At 65.1% G+C, this 18,373-nt stretch carries 13 protein-coding genes; 8 read left to right on the top strand and 5 right to left on the bottom strand.

The genetic code is table 11. The features are described 5' to 3' along the window. Positions 1-22: 22 nt before the first annotated feature. A complete protein-coding gene (locus tag DDQ68_RS13860; protein WP_109656832.1) occupies positions 23-934 on the bottom strand; it encodes a 1-aminocyclopropane-1-carboxylate deaminase/D-cysteine desulfhydrase in 912 nt (303 codons plus the stop codon). A 191-nt stretch (positions 935-1,125) separates the two neighbouring features. Beyond that, positions 1,126-3,762, bottom strand: a complete 2,637-nt coding sequence (locus DDQ68_RS13855) for a hypothetical protein (RefSeq protein ID WP_109656831.1) — start codon at positions 3,760-3,762, stop codon at positions 1,126-1,128. A 283-nt stretch (positions 3,763-4,045) separates the two neighbouring features. On the opposite strand from DDQ68_RS13855, the gene DDQ68_RS13850 reads away from it, so the two are divergent. The 3 genes from DDQ68_RS13850 (at position 4,046) to DDQ68_RS13840 (ending at position 6,534) form a co-directional block, all read left to right on the top strand. Then, entirely contained in the window at positions 4,046-5,128 is a 1,083-nt protein-coding gene (locus DDQ68_RS13850) for a glycosyltransferase family 2 protein (protein ID WP_109656830.1), read from the top strand. Between the two features lie 84 nt (positions 5,129-5,212). Then, the gene (locus DDQ68_RS13845; protein WP_109656829.1) at positions 5,213-5,497 is read left to right on the top strand and encodes a TIGR03643 family protein; all 285 of its coding nucleotides are present in this window, start codon (positions 5,213-5,215) and stop codon (positions 5,495-5,497) included. Between the two features lie 236 nt (positions 5,498-5,733). Beyond that, entirely contained in the window at positions 5,734-6,534 is an 801-nt protein-coding gene (locus DDQ68_RS13840) for a carbohydrate deacetylase (protein ID WP_109656828.1), read from the top strand. A gap of 333 nt (positions 6,535-6,867) precedes the next feature. Here the strand turns inward: DDQ68_RS13840 and DDQ68_RS13835 are convergent, their stop codons facing one another. Together DDQ68_RS13835 and DDQ68_RS13830 are read right to left on the bottom strand one after the other, a co-directional pair. Beyond that, positions 6,868-7,743 carry a lysylphosphatidylglycerol synthase transmembrane domain-containing protein gene (locus tag DDQ68_RS13835; protein ID WP_109656827.1) on the bottom strand — a complete coding sequence of 292 codons (876 nt, stop codon included), beginning with the start codon at positions 7,741-7,743 and terminating at the stop codon, positions 6,868-6,870. A gap of 133 nt (positions 7,744-7,876) precedes the next feature. After that, entirely contained in the window at positions 7,877-9,541 is a 1,665-nt protein-coding gene (locus DDQ68_RS13830; protein ID WP_109656826.1) for an ArnT family glycosyltransferase, read from the bottom strand. 215 nt (positions 9,542-9,756) lie between these two features. Between DDQ68_RS13830 and DDQ68_RS13825 the strand changes: the two genes are divergently transcribed. After that, entirely contained in the window at positions 9,757-10,854 is a 1,098-nt protein-coding gene (locus DDQ68_RS13825) for a serine hydrolase domain-containing protein (protein WP_162550106.1), read from the top strand. Positions 10,855-10,984: 130 nt separating this feature from the next. On the opposite strand, the gene DDQ68_RS13820 is transcribed toward DDQ68_RS13825, so the two are convergent. Beyond that, positions 10,985-11,914, bottom strand: coding sequence for a hydrogen peroxide-inducible genes activator (locus tag DDQ68_RS13820; protein ID WP_109656824.1), 930 nt, complete (start codon positions 11,912-11,914; stop codon positions 10,985-10,987). A gap of 450 nt (positions 11,915-12,364) precedes the next feature. Between DDQ68_RS13820 and DDQ68_RS13815 the strand changes: the two genes are divergently transcribed. The 4 genes from DDQ68_RS13815 to DDQ68_RS13800 all read left to right on the top strand — a co-directional run bounded on the left by DDQ68_RS13815 (position 12,365) and on the right by DDQ68_RS13800 (position 18,336). Beyond that, the gene (locus tag DDQ68_RS13815; RefSeq protein ID WP_109656823.1) at positions 12,365-13,114 is read left to right on the top strand and encodes a DUF5602 domain-containing protein; all 750 of its coding nucleotides are present in this window, start codon (positions 12,365-12,367) and stop codon (positions 13,112-13,114) included. Positions 13,115-13,389: 275 nt separating this feature from the next. Then, the gene (locus tag DDQ68_RS13810) at positions 13,390-16,011 is read left to right on the top strand and encodes a bifunctional UDP-N-acetylmuramoyl-tripeptide:D-alanyl-D-alanine ligase/alanine racemase (RefSeq protein ID WP_245897045.1); all 2,622 of its coding nucleotides are present in this window, start codon (positions 13,390-13,392) and stop codon (positions 16,009-16,011) included. A 53-nt stretch (positions 16,012-16,064) separates the two neighbouring features. After that, positions 16,065-16,715 carry an OmpA family protein gene (locus DDQ68_RS13805; RefSeq protein ID WP_109656821.1) on the top strand — a complete coding sequence of 217 codons (651 nt, stop codon included), beginning with the start codon at positions 16,065-16,067 and terminating at the stop codon, positions 16,713-16,715. A 238-nt stretch (positions 16,716-16,953) separates the two neighbouring features. Further along, positions 16,954-18,336: an alpha/beta hydrolase family protein gene (locus DDQ68_RS13800; protein WP_162550105.1), complete on the top strand. Its 1,383-nt coding sequence runs from the start codon at positions 16,954-16,956 to the stop codon at positions 18,334-18,336. Positions 18,337-18,373 lie beyond the last annotated feature (37 nt).

The following is an 18,373-nucleotide window of genomic DNA, read 5'->3' as shown; positions in this document are numbered from 1 at the left end:
TCGCATTCCCTTAATCACCAACTCACTGATCCACCGATTCACCAAAGCGCGCGTGCCACCCAGCCCAGGCCTGCAAGCCGCCGGTGTGCACCGCCACCACCGTGCTGCCCGGCGGGAAATGGCCGTTTCCAATCAAATCCAGCACCCCGAATAGCAGCTTGCCGGTGTAGATGGGGTCGAGCAGCACGCCGTGCCGGGCTTCAAACTGCCGGATGAAGGCCAGCAAATCCGCCGAGTATCTGGCGTAGCCGCCGAAATGGTAGGCCGTGGCCAGGTCGTAGTTGGTGAAAACCTGCCCGGTGGCCGCCTGGGTCAGCGCGTCGATTTCGGCCTTTAGGAAGCCGCCGTTTTTCAGGGCGGCCACGCCCACGGCCGTTTCGGGGCCCCGCAGGCCGGTGAGCAGGCCGGCCAGGGTGCCGCCGGTGCCCACGGCCACGGCCAGCGCGTCGAAGGCCATGTGCTGGCGGATTTCGGCGAGTAGCTCGGCCATGCCTTTCAATGCCAGTGCGTTGGTGCCGCCCTCGGGCAGCAGGTAGGCGGGGCCAAACTGGGCTTGCACTTCGGCTAGAAAAGCAGGCTCGGCGCGGCGGCGGTAGGTGGGGCGGTCGAGGTAGTGCAGGGCCATACCGTCGGCGGCGCAGCGGGCCAGGGTGGGATTGGGGGCCCCGGCGGCCTCGCCCCGCACCAGGCCCACGGTGGCGAAGCCGTGCAGCCGCCCGGCCGCCGCCACCGCCGCCAGGTGGTTGGAGTACGCCCCGCCAAACGTGAGCAACTTGCCGTGGCCCAAGCGCCGCGCTTCCAGCAAGTTGTACTTGAGCTTGCGCGCCTTATTGCCGGGCAACTCGGGGCTCACCAGGTCGTCGCGCCAGAGCAGCAGGCGCACGCCGCGGGCAGCGGCCACGGGCTCAGGCAGTTCCTGGAGGAAAGGGCTCATCGGTGGTGGCATGGGTTGGGGCCCCGGAACGGCCCGGGCTGCCGGATTTTCGCCGGCTGCCCGGTAATCGTTGCGGCCCTGGCCCGGTAATCGTGGATCAGACTCCTGGGGGCCCTAAACTGCCCGTCCAAACCGGCGCAGCGCTCACCGGGCAGCCGGCGAAAAGCCGGCAGCCCGGGGTGGGGGGGCCGCTAAGCTTCGTCGGGTTCGGGCTTGCGCTTGGCTATGTAGGCGCCGGTGCCCAGCAGCACCAGCACCAGGCCGATGCTGGCCACCAGCGACATAGTGTTACCGGTGGCGTACTCCTTGGGCTCGAATTTGAAGTCGATTTTGTGGGCCCCGGCGGGTACGTGCATGGCGCGCAGCACAAAATCGGCGCGGAAATATGGGGCTGGCTGGCCGTCGAGGTAGGCGTTCCAGCCGTCGGCGTAGTACACTTCCGAGAACACCACGGTGCCCGGCTGGGCGGCGTTGTAGCCGTAGCTGAGGGCGTCGGGGGCGTAGGTGGTGAGGGTGATGGTGGCCGTGGTGTCGGCGTAGGTGGCGGCCTGCACGGCCGGGAATTTCACGTTGTCAACCACCGCCGTTTGGCCGGGGTTGAGGGTGGCGAGGGCGGCCATTTCGGCGTCGGGCGTAGCCACGGTTTTCACTGCGCGCACGAACCAGGCGTTGCCTAGAGCCCCGGGGTTGCGGATGACGGGCTGCTTCTCATTGCCCGTCAGGTAGTAGCGGGTATTCAGCATGTTGAGCACCGGCGTGCGCCGGAAGTCGCCCCCGTTTTGGCTGAACAGCGCCTGCATCTCGGGCGAAATCTCGCGCTCCACCAAATCCTGGTAGCGGCGCAGCTTGGCCCCGTGGTAGCCGCCGATGCTCTTGTGGAAGTACGACGTCTGGGCCTCATTGAACGGGTTTTGGATGTTCAATACCCGGTAGCTCAGGTCCTTGTCTTGCAGTACAGCCTGGTCGGCCGCGCTGGGCTCGAAGCTCTGGGCGATGCTGGTGGGCTGGAAGTTCTTCTCGCCGAGGTAGCGCTTGTCCACGCTCCACAAATCCACCAGCACCAGCACCGCCACCAGCGCGGCGGCCGAGCCCGCGCCCAGCTTGCCTTTCAAATAGAAGTACAGCGTGCCCAGCGCCAGGCCCACAAACAGCAGCCCGCGCCACACGTCGTTGCGCAGCAGTTCGGCACGGTCGGCGCGCAGGGCCCCGATGAGCGCGGCCGGGAAGCCGCCCGGGTTCTGGGGCCCCTGCATGAGGCTGGCGTCCACGGGCGCAGCAAAATCGAAGCTGAAACTGGCCAGCCAGGCCAGGGCCAGTACCCCGGCCGTGACCGCCCCGGCGTAGAGCAGCTGGCGCAGGCGCGCCTGGGTTTCGGGCGAGCCGGGCAACGTCGCCGGGGCCCCCGCCGCGGCGCGGGCCGCCTTGGCCAGGGCTGGGTGCATCGGTTCGGCTGGGGCCCCTAGGGGCCCCACGGGCAACACGGCGGCGCGCGGCCGCAGGATGCGCGCCAGGGCCAGCGCCGCCAGCAGCGGCATGGCCAGTTGCGCCATCACCAGGCCCATGCTCACAGCGCGGAAGCTGCGGTAGCCGGGTAAGTAGTGGAAAATCAAACTGTTGACCGACTCAAAGTTTTTGCCCCAGGCCAGCACGAACGATACCAAGGTACCGGCCAGCAGCCAGTAGCGGGTGCGCTTGTCCACCACAAACAGGCCCAGCACGAACAGGAAGCACACCACCACGCCCACGTACACGGGGCCCGCCACGTAGGCCTGGTCGCCCCAGTAGGTCGGCATTTGGGAGGCGGCCTGCGGGTCGGCGCCGAGCGTGCTCAGCTCGCGGGCGGTGTTCGAGTCGGGGCCCAGGGCCATGCTGCTGCTGCCGCCGTAGAAGTTGGGTACGAGCAGCGTCATGGTTTCGCCCACGCCGTAGCTGTAGGCAAAGGCGTAGTCCTCATCCTGTTGGGCGGCGCTGGCGGCCGGGGCCTGGCCGGGCGCGGCGGGCAGGCCCTTCAATTCCGACGGGGCCCGGTTGCTGAATTTGCTGTACGAATACGTGGTGTAGAGGCGGCCGAAGCTGACGCCCACCGCCAGTAGGGCCCCCACGGCCAGCAGTGCCACCCGTTGCCCAAAGGCCGGCAGCCGCCCGGCGCGGGCCGCCGCCACCAGCTCCACAATGCCGTAAATAACCACCAGCAAACCGACGTAGTAGGTAATCTGCGGGTGGTTAGCCCGTAAATTCAACGTGAGGCCCACGGCGAAGAGCGCGGCTCCCAGCCACTTGTCGCGCCGGAACGTGACGAGCAGCCCACCCAGCACCAGCGGCGCGTAGGCCAGGGCAAACGACTTGGTGTTGTGGCCGGCCAGCAAAATGGCCAGGTTGTAGCTCGAAAAGCCCAGCGCTACCGCGCCCGCCACCGCCACCAGCGGCGGCAGCCCCAGCACCACGCCCAGCACGTAGCCGCAGAGCAGCGCCAGGAACAGGTTCGACACCGCCGAGGGCAGCCCCAAGGTCAGGGCCTTCTGCAAATACACCGACCAGTCGCCGGGGAAGTGCACCGAAATCAGGTAGGTCGGCATTCCCGAAAACATGGAATTCGTCCACAGCGGCTCGTGGCCACCGTGGGTGGCGGCCCAGTTGCGCACCTCCTGGGCCCCGCCCTGGAACTGGGTAATATCGTGCTGGGCCAACGACTTACCATCGAACACAATGGGCGCGAAGTAGGCGCAGGCCAGCACAATAAAGAACAGCACCGCCAGCAGGTGCGGCAGCGCCCGCTGCCACAGCGGCGCGGTACGAACAAGGGAAGCAGAAGAAACAGCAGCGGCCATCGGGGCGGGGTAGGGTAAAGGGAACCGAGCCCGAAGGTAAGGTTTGCGCCCGGGCTGCCGGCTTTTCGCCGGCTGCCCGGTAATCGCCGGAGCACTTAGCTAGGGCTCGGGGCCGGGAAACGCGCCGCTGCTTGGGAAGTCCAGTGCCCCGGCGAAAAGCACCGTGCCCGGGGCCCCTACGATTACCGGGCAGCCGGCGAAAAGCCGGCAGCCCGAGCCGGCTACTCTGCGCCCGCCCACCCCAACCGTACCTTTGCCCCCCCGTTTTTTGCCGCCGCCGCCCATGCCCACTACCCTCCCGATGGCCCCCGCCACCCCGCCGCCCTTCGACGCCGACGAGCTGATTTCCATCGTCGTGCCCCTCTACAACGAGGCGCAGAGCGTGGGCCTGCTGGCCAGCCAGATTGTGGAGGTGATGGAAGCCCACGGCTTCCGCTACGAACTGATATTGGTGAACGACGGCAGCGCCGACCAGACCTGGGGCCACATCAGCGCCCTGGCCGCCGCTAACCCCTGCATCATTGGCCTCGACATGGCCGGCAACTACGGCCAGACGCTGGGCCTGCGCGCCGGCTTCGAGCAGGCCCAGGGCAGCATTGTGGTGGCCATGGACGGCGACTTGCAGCACGACCCGGCCTACCTACCCGAGTTCGTGCGCCTCATCCGCGCGGGCTACGACATGGTGGGTGGCGCCAAGAGCAAGCGCCCCGAGGGCTTCTTCAAAACGCTGATTTCCAACGGGGCCCACAACATCATCAGCCGCCTGTCGGGGGTGAAGCTGGAGTACTTCGGGGCCACTTATAAGGCCTACCGCCGCTACCTGCTCACTAACGTGGAGATGCTCGGCGACGCCCACCGCTTCCTGGGGGCCCTGGTGGCGCGCAAGGGCGTGCGCTACATCGAGTTCCCCATTGAAATCCGGGCCCGCGAGTTCGGCACAAGCAACTACGGCCTCAACAAAGTCTTCAAAGTCATCGTCGATTTGCTGATTTTGCGCTTCACCGTGGTCTACGCCCGCAAGCCGTTCCGGCTGTTCGGCGTGCTCGGTATCCTGAGTTTGCTCATCGGCGGGGGCCTCACGTCGGGCTTTTTGGTAGCGGCCGTATTTTTTGGACTGAACATCTCGGCGCGTTTTCCGATGGAGTTCATTTTCAGCTTGTTCCTCATCATGGGCGGCATCTTTCTGCTGAGCTTCGGGGTGCTGGCTGAAATCGGAACCTCCACCTACTTCGCCCGCCGCAACCGCCGGCCCTACGTGCTGCGCCACTTGGTGCACCAGGCCGCCGGGGCCCCCGCCGCCGCCCCAGTGCCCGCCCCAGTGCCCGCCCCAGTGCCCGTGCCCGCCGCGGCCCAGGCAATTAAATAGGGCCCCGGGCCGCCCCAGCGCAACCTATCCGCCGCGGCCCCGCTTAAAGGAGCGCCGCGCTACTCCCGCGGCCCCTCCCCTGAAATGGAAACCCCCATCCTCACCGCCGAAGATACCAACCGCGTAATCGAAATGGCCTGGGAAGACCGCACGCCGTTCGAAGCCATCCTGGCGCAGTTCGGCCTCTCCGAAAAAGCCGTCATCGACCTCATGCGCCGCGAGCTGAAAGCCGCCTCCTGGCGCCGCTGGCGGGCCCGCGTGCAGGGCCGCCCCACCAAGCACCGCGCCAAGAGCGCCGTCGACGATGCCCGCTTCAAGTCGCAGGCCCAGCGCAGCATCACGTTCAACAAAATCGCCAAGCGCCCCTGATTCTCCTTTGCTTACGAGGCCGTTTGAGTGAATGAAGCCGTTTAGCATGACGTCCTGAAGTACACTTTCATTTATACTCGTCACGAAGTAGGGTGCGGGGCTTGCCCCCACCCGTCGTTGAACGAAAGCCGACGGAACCGTTCAACGACGGGCGGGGGCAAGCCCCGCACCCTACTTCGTTTTCGCATTCCACTTGGTGAGCAGTATAACTTCCAAACCGCTTCTTACCAGCCCTCATGCGCCGGCTCATCATCAACTGCGACGACTACGGCTGGGACGCGCCCGCCACCGCTGCCATCCAGGAGCTGGCTGCGCAGCGCTGCATCAGCAGCACCACCGTGATGGCCAACCTGGCCACCGACGCCGATCTGCGTGCCCTGGGGGGCCTGCAAGCGCACATCTCCACCGGCCTGCACCTCAACCTGATAGATGGGGCCCCGCTGAGCCGCGCCTCCGTTGTGCGCACGCTGCTGGGGCCCGACGGGCAGTTTTTCAAAGGCCAGCAGCTGCTGGCGCGCTTCCTCAGCGGCCGGGTGCGGGTGGGCGAGCTGGAAACCGAAGTAGTGGCCCAGCTGGCCCGCCTGGCGCGGTTCGACGTCCCGGTTTCGCACGCCGACAGCCACCAGCATCAACACCTGTACCCGGCGCTGGGGCCCGTGCTCACGGGCATTTTGCGGCGGCACGGCATCCGCCGTCTGCGCCGCTGGAGCAGCCAGCCCGGCTATGCCCTGCGCGGCCAGCTGCTGAACGCCTTCGGCGTAGCCTCGCGCTACGGCCTGCGCGGGTTTCAATCGCCGAATGCGCTGGTAGCCGACTTTTCGGCCGCCCAGGATGCTACGCTGCCGTTGTTTGTCCAGGGCTTGGCGCGGGCCTTCCGCCGGGGCCCCGTGGTGGAGTTTATGACCCACCCGGGCCTTGCCAACCGCGCAACCTCGTACCTGAACCGCGTGGCGGAATACGAGTTTTGGCGCGACGGCGCGTGGCCCGAATACTTGGTGGAGAATGAGATACAGCTGGTGCGCTACGACGAGCTGTAGCGCACTACCCAGCCAAATAATAGCGCACAAACTTGATGGCCGTGGCGCCGTAGCCCAAGGCATCCACGCGGGCCGGGGCCCCGGCGCGGCCGTCGCTGGCGGCAAACACGCCGGGCACACAGGCTGGGGCCAGCGGCCAAACCAGTACCTCCCGCGGCGGCCCAGCAAAAGCCGAGATTGGTGGATAATTCGGCGGCGGTGAGGGGAGGGGCCAGGGGAGGTGCTGAGCAGCCGTCCCAATGCACTGATTTTGAAACCGCTATAAAAAGCGCTGGGTCCCTGCGGCCAGCGGCGGCGCAAAGTACCCGTAAGCAGCTTCGGCCGCAAGGATGCTCAGCTTGGTTTGCCGGCCTTGAAGCTAAACACCACCCCGGGCAGCGCCACCGCCGCCGTGATGAGGTAGAACGTGAGGCTGACCGTGACCGACACAGCCGCATCCAGGTGCAGCACCTGGGCCCCCAGCACGAAGGTGACCTCCCGGGCCCCGATGCCGCCCACCGTGAGCGGCAGCACCGCCACCACCGACGACACGAGGAAGACTACCAGGTAATCAATGACTTGGCTAGTGGTGCCCGTGCCCGCCAGGATGGCCCACGCGCACAGCACCTGGGCCCCCTGCACGCCCAGCCCCAGCCACCCCGCCCGCCCGAACAGCGGCTGGAACTCGGGGAAGAAACGGCCGCTGGCCCAGTAGCTAGCCGCCACGCCCACCGGCACCCCCGCCAGCACCAGCCCCCGCCAGGGCAGCGGCACGGCCGGCACGAAGGCCAGCAGCACGCCCGCCAGCACGCCCAGGGCCAGCACCCCGCTCACCCGGTCGAGGAGCAGGGCGCGCACCAGGGCCGTGGTTTTGCCGGGGAAGCGCTGGCGCAGCAGGTACACCTTGTAGCCGTCGCCGCCGATGCCGCCGGGCAAAAACAGGTTGTAGTACATCCCCAGCCAGTACAGGCGCAGGTTTTCGCCCTCCGACAGCGGTACGCTGATGGCCCGGAAAAAGTAGTTTAGCCGCCGCGCCGACAGCCACTTCGATAGTGCAAATAGCCCCGCCGCCAGCGCCAGCCACCCCGGCTGCGCCGTGGCCAGCACCCGCCGCACATCACGCACGCTAATGTGCTGGAAGACAAAGTAAAATGCCCCCACCACAAACGCCAGCTTGGCCCCCAGAATGAGGGCCTGGCGCAGCTTCGGGCGGTGGGAGAGGAAGGGCATTTTTTGGGGATTAGAATGTAGCGCGGACTTTGTAGTCCGCGGCTCTGAACGGTCGCTGAACGATTACCGGCAGGACGATTACCGGCAGGACGAAGCGAGAGCCGCGGACTACAAAGTCCGCGCTACAGCGCGCCTACCGGTGGTAGGTGGGGTCCAGGTAATCGGCGGGGGGGCAGTTCTGGGGCCCCTGGCCGGGGGCGGGTTCGGCGTCGTCGAACCTGACCAGGTTGAGATGGATGCGGCGGTCAATTACGAAGTCGAAAAACCGGTGATAGCGGCGGCCTTCGAGGTAGCAATCCTCGGCTAAGTAGTAGGCCCCCATATCGGTGGGGGCGGGCAGGGCGCGGGTGATGGCGCCCCGCTCGCGGGTGATGTAGAAGGCCTCGTCGTTGTCGAGGCGCGAGTCTTTGTACACGTACAACGACTGGCCTTTAGTGAGTTGGCCCACCCGAATGCTGGCGGCCCGGTAGGGCACGATGTCGTTGGTTTTGTAGCGCGCCGGTAGTACAAACCAGTTGAAGCCCACCCGCAGGCACAGCAGGTAGGCGCACAGCACCACCAGCCGCTGCACCGGCAGCGTGTGGTAGAGGTAGGCCAGCCCCACCAGGGCCCCAAATACCAGCGCCGACTTCCAGTACAGGCCCGGCACGTCGGCAATGCGGGGGATGAACGGCGGCGCGAGCAGCGCCAGGGCCACCACCGAAAGCACGAAGAGCAGCACGCCGTCGACCACCCGGTTTTGCCAGGGGCCCTGGGCCTGGTAGTGGTCGTAGAAGTAGATCATCACCGTGATAAGCAGCGGGATGAGCGGGAACAGGTAGCGCGGAATGGTGGCCGGCGAGAGCCAGAAAATGGGCGTCAGGGCCAGGAAGATGGCGGCGTTGAACTTCAGAAACGGGTGGGCCTGAATGGTTTGCCACCAGCCCCGGCGCACCAGGCACACCACCAGCAAGGTCCAGGGCGCAAACCAGCCCAGGAAATCAAACGGATAGGTGAGCACATGCACAATGGACTTGAAGAGTGGTTGCTCGGCCACCGTGCGCTGGCTCGACTGGTCCCAGAGGGTGTAGAAGTAGTCGTGCAGCGAGTTGTAGCGGCTGTACACTAGAAAGTAGCTACCCACGATGGCCACAAACACGCCGATGCCCAGGAAGTGGGCCCCCGAAAACAGCCGCTTGAAGTTCTTCGAGTACCAGCAAAAAACCGCTAGCGTAATGCCCTGGAACGCAATGGAGGGTAGCCCTTTCAGCATGAAGCCCACCGCCGTGAGGGCGTAGGTGAGCACAAACAGCCGCCGCCACTGCCCCTTCTCGGCGAAGTAAAACACGGCCGCGAAGCCCAGGTAGGTGATCCAGGCGTGCAGCGTGTCGATGAGGCCTTGGAAGGCGTCGTAGAACAGCATCCGCCCGCAGGTGATGAACGCAAACGCCGCCACAAACCCCAGCCGGGGCCCCAAATACCGCCGCACCACCACGAACAGCGTGGCTGCGTAGCCCAGCAGCGAGAGCACCGTGGGCAGCCGCACCACCAGCTCCGACTGGCTCCCGGTGAGGTTGAACAGCCCCAGCAGCAGCCAGTTGTACAGTGGCGGCTTGTTGTAATAATACACGCCTTGCAGCGTCGATACGAAGTAGTTTCCTGAGTCCTTCAGCTCCAGCGCCACCAGGGCCCGAATCGGCTCATCCACTTGCAGCGGCAGCAGCCCCAGGTGGATGAACAGCGCCGGGCCCAGCGCCAGCAAGCACAGCACCATCAGCGCCCACGGGCGCTGCTGAAACCATAGGGTAAACGACGACATGCGGGCACGGAACGGTAAACCACAAAACTACGCCCTGGGGGCCGGCCCCCCCCGGCCCCGAGGCAAACGCGGCGCGGCGAGAACGAGGCGGCTTGGCATCAGTAACTTAGCTTACTTTTAATAAGTAAAGTCAATTTTTCAGGCAACCACAGCTAGTGTTTTCGCATCTCCCGCAATTATTCGGTTTTCCTCCGAAAAGCGCTCAGTTCCTCAATATGCGAAAACTCTGGCAACGACTGCTCCTAGCAGTACTATTTTCCCCGGCTACCTGTGTTTGCGCGCAGCAGCTACCTAAGGGACTAGATTCTTTATTCTACGGCAAGCAAGGCATCCACACCCGGTACCCCGACCTTGGCCTTAGCATTGGGGTAGTACGCGGTCCGGCAACCGCCTACTACGCGCTCGGCAATACCCAACCACTGCAAGGCGTGCCACTAGATAGTACCACCCTGTTTGAAATAGGCTCTGTTACTAAAACATTCACTGCTTTACTGTTAGCTTATGAACAAGAAGCTGGAAAATTACCAAAGGGCGCTTATTTAGAATCCCTGCTTCCAGCCACTGTTTCCTTGCGACCAGGCTTGCGGCACCGCGTTACCCTTACCGCTATGGCCTCGCACCAATCCGGGCTGCCGAACCTAAGCAATGACCGTTACATTCAAGCCCTTATTGACAAAGACTCGGTACAGCCTTTTCACTCAGTAAGCCGCGATTACCTATTTAAAATATTGCGCGAGACTGATTCACTCCAAGCACCCGGTACCTACCATTATAATAATTTTGCCTTTTCTCTGCTGGGGACTTTGTTGGCGCAACGTGCGGGACGCTCCTACGGTGACCTCGTTCAGCAACGTATTGCGCAACCTTTGGGCCTGCGCACCACGGGGTTAACGTACCAAACGGCTCACATCGCGGGCCGATTTACGACTAAGGGAGAAGTCCGGCCCGCGATTGTCATTAACGCAGTGGCTCCGGCTGGCGGACTCAAATCGAACGTGGTCGATTTGGTCCGCTACGTGCGTGCGCAGCTAAAACCACCTGCTGGTCTTCTAGGCCGGGCCATCATACGCACCCAACAACCAGTTTACCACGATAGTACCATCACGATGGGGTTGGCTTGGGAGATTCGTCAACTAGCGGGCCACCGCGTGTATCAAAAGGATGGGGATACCTTCGGCAACTCGTCGCTGGTCCGATTCGACCGTGACCGACAAGTAGGCGTCATCATCCTGGCCAATCACCAGGATGCGAAAGCGGTGGCAGAAGCGGGCGACTTAGTGTACCAGTACCTGCTGTTAAACCAACCGTTATAAAGGCAAGCCCATTAAGTAAGTGGCTTTTTATATTCTAGAAACGGTCTCTTCCAATACATAAACCTACGGTCTTTAGGGCCGCCTCCCGGGCCCTAACGTGCGGTGTTTTCCGGTTTCTGAGGGCCCCCTGCTACCGCCAGCGCACTTTGGCGCCCGACTGCCCGGCCCACAGGCGCTCGGGTACGCTCTCCAGGATGAGCTGGCGCAGGGCCGTGAGCAGGGGCACGCGCACGAATCCGTGGTGCACCACCAGGCTCACCTCGCGCACGGGCTGGGGGTCGACGAAGCGCTTCACCAGCGGGTTCGTGTCTACCTCGTCGAGTACGGCCAGCTCGGGCACCAGCGTGTAGCCCTGGTGGCGGCGCACCAGCTCCATCAGCGTTTCGATGGAGCCGCTCTCGTAGGTTACATGGGCGTTGGGGTCGGTGGTGGCGGCGCACAGGTTCAGTACCTGGTGGCGGAAGCAGTGGCCCTGCTGCATCAGCCACATGCCGGGGGCCTTGAGGTCGGCGGCCTCGATCCGGGCCTTGCCGGCCAGCGGGTGGCTGGCCGAAACGTAGGCCAGGAACGGCTCCTCCAGCACGGGCAGCTCGCGCAGCTGGCGGTCGTCGAGGGGCGTCACGAGCAGGCCCACATCGAGGCGGTGGTCCTTGAGCTGCACCATAATTTCCTCCGAGCGCAACTCCTCCACCCGCACTTGCAGTTGCGGGTAGGCCGTGGTGAGGCCCACCAAAAAGCGCGGCACCAGGTAAGGCGCCAGCGTGGGGATGACGCCCAGGCGCAGTTCGCCCACCATTTCGCCCTTCTCCACCTGTACCAGCTCGCGCAGCTGCTGGGCCTCGCGCAGCACCTGCCGGGCCTGGGCTATCACCTTCACGCCCACGGCTGTGGGCTCGGCGCCCTTCTTATTGCGATCGAACAGGAGCACGCCCAGCTCGTCTTCCAGCTTCTGCACCTGCACGCTGAGGGCGGGCTGGGTCACGAAGCTTTTTTCGGCCGCCAGCCCAAAGCTGCGGTGCGTGTCGAGGGCCACGAGGTAGGTGAGTTGTTGCAGGTTCATGGGGCAAATATAACGTTTGATTATAAATTAATTTTAAACGACATATTTAGTTATGATAAACTTTGGCTGACTCCCCGTTTCGCCGCGGCCTGCCGGCAGTACAAAACGCCCCAGTTTGCGGATTGCTGCCACGCCGGCCCGGTGGTGGCTGTTGCGGCCAGCGCGGCTCTGGGGCCCTAAAACCGCACATTGCCACCCGTTTGGGGCCCCGGGGCAGTAGCGGGCAGCGCGCCTGGAAATCGTTATCGCGCCGGGCCAGCGAAGCATGGAAGTAGCCAGGCCGCCGATGGGGTCCCGTCTTGGCTAGCCTAGCGTAAAGAACGCGGAGTAAATAATTGGCCGAATCGCGGAAATTTATATAAAAAATATTATATTTATATATTAACCTGACGCGCCGACGGTATTCGGCATCGCGCCGGGGCCTTCCACTCACCCTTGCCAACCTATACTATGAAAAACCTGTGGTTATGCGCCAGCCTTGCCCTGTTGCTCGGCGCGTGCGCGAAAGACGATTCCAGCCAGCCCAGTACCCAAACGGCCCCCGCCGTGGCCATGGGCAACGGCAAGGCCAACACCTGGGTCAACCTCGACGCGCAGGGCAACCCCACGGCCCTGGGCTTCACGATCAGCAAGGGGGCCCTCGACCAGTTGCCGGCCACCCTGCCGGGCACGGAGTACATGCTGGCCCTGCCCGACGCCGCCACCCAAAAAACCCCGTTTCGGCACGTCATGATTGACTGGAACCCGCTGGGCCACGAGCCGGCCGGCATCTACGACGTGCCGCACTTCGACTTTCACTTCTACATGATGCCGATGGCCGAAGTGATGCAGATTCCGCCCTACGCCGTGAATCCAACCGGCTTCGATAAGGTGCCGGCCGCTGCCTACCTGCCCGCCGGCTACGTGCGAAACCCCGGCGGCGTGCCCGCCATGGGGGCCCACTGGAGCGACGTGAGCAGCCCGGAGCTGCACGGGCAGCCCTTCACCAAAACCTTCGTTTATGGTACCTACAACGGCCACGTCACCTTCTGGGAGCCCATGGTGGCCCTGAGCTACCTGCGCACCAACCCCACGCTGGAGCAGGACATCAAGCAGCCGGCGCAGTACGAAACGCCCGGCTACTACCCCACGCACTTCAGCATCCTGGCCAAGCCCGACGGCAGCTACGAGGTATCGCTCAGCAACTTCGTGAAGCGGTAAGCCACCCGCCGGGACCCTAAAACTTAAGAAGCTGTGCCGAGTCTTCGGCACGGCTTCTTTTTCGTCGTGGGCACTGCGCGTCCGCGACGAGCGCAGCGAGTAAGTGCCTGGTCTGAATCAATCATGCATTAATTAGGATGCAATAAATTAACTATCAATTAGATAGTAGCCAAAAGCTCAATACTTAGCACCCCGCCCGTTCAATCGTTATACTCGCTGCGCTCGTCGTGGACTCGCAGCGTCCTCGCTACAGCCTGGGGCCCGACCTTTGACCTGTGCTACCTCCCTTGCTTTTCGCTGATCTGCCGGTCCTGCTGGGCGGCCACCTGTTGCAGGCCGCCGCTGAGCCGGCCGCTGCCGTGCGCCACCTGGTGCTCGATAGCCGCCGCGCCGGACCGCCCGCCGAGGCCCTGTTCGTCGCCCTGCGGGGGCCCAACCACGACGGCCACCGCTACCTGCCGCAGGCCTACGCCCAGGGTGTGCGCCTGTTTGTGGTAGCGGAGAACGCCGCGCTGCCCGGCGGCCTGGCGGCGTACCCGGGGGCGGGGTTCGTGGCGGTGGCCAGTCCGTTGGGAGCCCTGCAAGCGCTGGCCGCGGCGCACCGCCGGCAGTTTGCGGGGCCCGTGTGGGCCATCACGGGCTCGAATGGCAAGACCATCGTGAAGGAGTGGCTAGCCCAGCTTTTGGGCCCCGACGAGGTGATTTGCCGCTCGCCGCGCTCCTACAATTCGCAGGTGGGCGTGCCGCTGAGCGTGTGGGAGTTAAGTCCTGAGCGCCACACGCTGGGCCTGTTTGAGGCCGGTATTTCGGAAATGGACGAAATGGCGAAACTGGCCGCCATCATCCAGCCCACCGAGGGCGTGTTTACCACCCTCGGCACGGCCCACGACGCCGGCTTTGCCTCCGAAGCCGAGAAGCTGCGCGAGAAGCTGCGGCTGTTTGAGGGCCCCCAGTTCCGGCGCCTCTACTACTGCGCCGACCAGGGCCCTGTGCGCGAAGCCGTGGCCGCCCTGGCCTTGCCCGGCTTCGGCTGGACGCGCCACGATGCGCCCGGTGCGGCCCTGCGCTTCCGGGTGGCGCCGGCCGGCCCGGGCCGCACCGCCGTGAGGGCGCGCGCCGGCACGCTGGGGCCCCGGGCCGATTTCGTGTTGCCCTTCGCCGACGAGCCCTCCGTCGAAAACGCCCTGCACGGGCTGGCCGTGCTGCTGGCCCGCGGCGTAGCCCCGGCCGAAATCCAGCGCCGCCTGGCCCGCCTCCAGCCCGTGGCCATGCGCCTCGAAATGAAGCAGGGCCGCCACGACTCGTACCTGCTCGACGACACCTATAATAACGACCTCGCCGGCCTGGCCCTGGCCCTGGCCGCGCTCGGCCGCCAGGCCCGCCCCGGCCGCCGTACCCTCATCCTCAGCGACGTGCTCGAATCAGGCCTGACGGGCCCCGCGCTCTACGCCCGCGTGGGGGCCCTGCTGCCCGCCCATGGCGTGACGCGCCTGGTGGGCATCGGCCCGGAGATTTCTAGTCAGTTATCAGTTATCAATGAGCAGTTAACAGATGCTAATGAGCGGTTAATAGTGAATAATGAGCCAACTGAGAACCGGCCGTTGATAACTGATAACTACTCACTGTTAACTGAATTCTACCCCAGCACCGAGGCCTTCCTGGCCCAGCTCAACCCGGCCGATTTTGCCCACGAAACCATTCTGGTGAAGGGCGCGCGCCGCTTCGGCTTCGAGCGCATTGTGGTGGCGTTGCAGGCGCAGCAGCACGGCACGGTGCTCGAAGTGAACCTCGACGCGCTGAGCCACAACCTCCAGCACTTCCGCCAGCAGCTGCGGCCGGGCACCAAGCTGATGGTGATGGTCAAGGCCTTTGCCTACGGCGCGGGCTCTTACGAAGTGGCCAGCCTGCTCGAATTTCAGCGGGCCGACTACCTGGCCGTGGCCTACGCCGACGAGGGCATTGCCCTGCGCGAGGCCGGCATCGGCCTGCCCATCATGGTGATGAACCCGTCTTCCGACGCCTTTGAGCTGCTGCGCCGCCACCGCCTGGAGCCGGAAATCTACTCCTTCGAGCTGCTCCACGAGTACCTGGCCACCTTCCTGGCCACCTTCCCGGCCACCGACGCACCGATTCCCTCCTTCACCAACCCACCGATTCATATCAAGCTCGACACCGGCATGCGCCGCCTGGGCTTCGAGGAGGCCGATGTGCCGGCGCTGGGGGCCCTGCTGCGCCAGCACCGCGCCCGCCTGCCGGTGGCCGGCATTATGACGCACCTGGCCGCGGCCGACGACCCCGCCCACGACGATTTTACCCGCCAGCAGCTGGCCGCGTTCGGCCGCATGGCGGGGGCCCTGGAGGAAGCCCTGGGCCGCCCCGTGCTGAAGCACGCCCTGAACTCGGCCGGCATCCGGCGTTTCCCAGAGGCGCAGCTCGACATGGTGCGGCTCGGTATTGGCCTCTACGGCGTGGACGCCAGCGGCCTGGACGCCAATGCCCTGCGCCCGGTGAGTACGCTGCGCACCACCATCTCGCAAATCAAAACTCTGCCGGCCGGGGCCACCGTGGGCTATGGCCGCCGGGGCACGGCTACCGCGGCCGCGCGGCGCATTGCCACCCTGGCCATCGGCTACGCCGACGGCTACGACCGACGCTTCAGCAGCGGGGCGGGCGTGGTGCTGGTGCACGGGCAACGTGCGCCGGTGGTGGGCTCGGTGGCGATGGATATGTGCATGGTGGACGTGACTGATATCCCCGCGGCGCGGGCTGGCGACGTGGCCGTGGTATTCGGCGCGGAGCTGCCGCTGCCGATGCTGGCGGCCCGCATCGGCACCATTGCCTACGAGCTGCTCACCAACGTGAGCGAGCGGGTGAAACGGGTGTTCGTAACGGAATAAGCCAACGCCGGGGCCCCTGGCTGCGTATGGTAACATTCATTTACTGAAATACCATGTATAAGCCCTTCCTCTCCCTCGTCGCTGCCACCGTACTGCTCGCCAGCTGCCAAACCAAAACGTCTGAAACCAAAGAAACCCTCGCCGACGCCACCGCCGACACGGCCGTAGTGGCCCGCACCGGCGCCCCCGCCGACACCGTAGGGGCCCGGGCCGTGGATGCCGCCAAGGGCGCCGTGGCCGCGGCCGGCACGGCCATCAGCAACACCTGGACGGTGAGCAAGGATAAGCTGAAAGACGTGAAATTCGCGGAGGTAAACCTGCCCGGCATCATCGTGCGCGGCGATGGTGATTACGACGTGTACACCGTGGACGAAACCGTGCTTTTCGACACCGACAAGGCCGCCATCAAGCCCAGCGCCGCCAAAGCCCTGGATCAGATTACGGGTTCCATCGGCCAGCGCTTCCCCAAAAGCGACGTGCGCGTGATGGGCTACGCCGATGCCCGCGGCACCAAGGGCTACAACAAAGCCCTGAGCGAGCAGCGCGCCGAAGCTGTGAAAAACTACCTCGTCACGAACGGTAAAATCGCCGCCGCCCGCCTGAGCGTGGAGCCCATGGGCGAAGCCGAGCCCGTGGCCACCAACGCCACCGCCGCCGGCCGCCAGGAAAACCGCCGCGTCGAAATTGCCGTGCGCACCCGCTAGGGCGACTAGCCAAAATGCAAAACCGGGCCCCGGGGCCGCCAAGTTTCTGCCGCAATGGGCAGGGCTTGGCGGCACCGGGGCCCGGTTTTGTGCTTTAGGAAATTGGTTAAGTACCAGCGTATAAACATAGTTCAATCGCGTCCTTTCAAAATGTCCGCCGGTGTAGTTATTTTGCGGAATGTTTACTCGCAGAATACAATTTAAGCCGGCCGGATTGGCCGTTTGGGGCCTGCTGTTATTGGCGGCTCGTCCGGCCAGCGCCCAGTCCAGTGCGCCGGGCGCCGGGGGCCCCGTGCGGCCCGCTGCCGTGCCCGGGGCCCTCGATGGCTTCTGGAAAGGCCCCCTGAAAGTGCCCGGTGGTTCGCTGGAGGTTATTTTCCGGTTCCTCAAGCTCACCAGCAGCGACTACTTTGGCACCCTCGACGTGCCCCTTCAGAAGGTGAGCCACTTGGAAGTGCAAGTGACGCAAAGCCACGATACGGTACAATTCTACGCGCCGGCCGCGGGCAGCCGCTTCGTGGGCGTGCTGGCGGCCGGGGGCCAGCAGCTGGTGGGTACCTGGCAGCAGCCCGGCTTTAAGGTGGCCATGGCGCTGGTGCACTCGGCCGTGCCGGTGGCCGCCGCCTCCACGCGTCTCACTCCGCCTTACCGCGAAGAAAACGTGGCGTTTGGTGGCGGGGCCGCGGCGCCAAACCTGGCCGGCACCTTCACGGTGCCGGCGGGCCCGGGGCCCTTCCCTGCCGTGGTACTGGTGAGCGACGCTGGCGTGCAGGACCGCAACGGCGCCGTGGACGGCTACGCCCCGCTGGGCCAGCTGGCCGACTACCTGACCCGGCGCGGGGTGGCCGTGCTGCGTTTCGACAACCGCGGCATGGGCCAGGGCGGGGCCCCCGGGCCTGGGCCTACCGTTGCCGAGCTGGTGAGCGACGCGCAGGCCGGCCTCAGCTTTTTGCGTACCCGGCACGAAGCCGACTCGTCCCGGCTCGGCCTTATCGGCCACGGCGAGGGCGGCAACGTGGCCCTGCTGGCGGCGGCCCAGCCGCTGCCGCCGGCCTTCGTGGTGGCGCTGGCCGCCGCCGGCCTGCCCGGCCGCGAGCTGGTACTTCAGCAGCAAAGCACTACGCTACGGCAGCTCGGCACCGACAATGCGGAGCTGGCCGCCATTGCCAAGCGCCAGCAAGCTGTGTTCGACGTCATCGGCCGCACGCCCGACAACGACCTGGCCCGGATAATGGTAACCAACCTGCTGCGCCAAAGCGACAGCCCCACCGATGCCGCCACCGCCCAGCGCCGCGCCGCCGAAATGACCACCGCCCGCTACCGCTACTTTCTGGAGTTTGACCCCGCCGCCAACCTCAAGTTTGTAGCCTGCCCCGTGCTGCTGCTCAACGGCACGGCCGATGGCTTCGTGGGCGCCGACGCCAACCTGGCGGCCCTGGAAAAAGGCCTCAAGGCCAACAAAAGCCTCATGGTAAAGAAACTGCCCGGCGTCAACCACCTGTTCCAGCCCGAGCCGGGGCAGTGGCCCGTGGTGGCCGGCCAGCCCAAGCCCACGTTCTCGCCCCTGGCCGAAGAAACCATCCGCGCCTGGATTACTGAGCGGGGCCCCGCCAAAAAATAGGGCCCCCAGAGGTAGCAAAAAATCCCCCGGCAACGCA

The sequence above is a fragment of the Hymenobacter nivis genome, assembly GCF_003149515.1.
GTDB lineage: Bacteria > Bacteroidota > Bacteroidia > Cytophagales > Hymenobacteraceae > Hymenobacter > Hymenobacter nivis.
The sequence above is the reverse complement of the archived record's forward strand: the minus strand, read 5'-3'. Positions and strand labels throughout refer to the sequence as shown.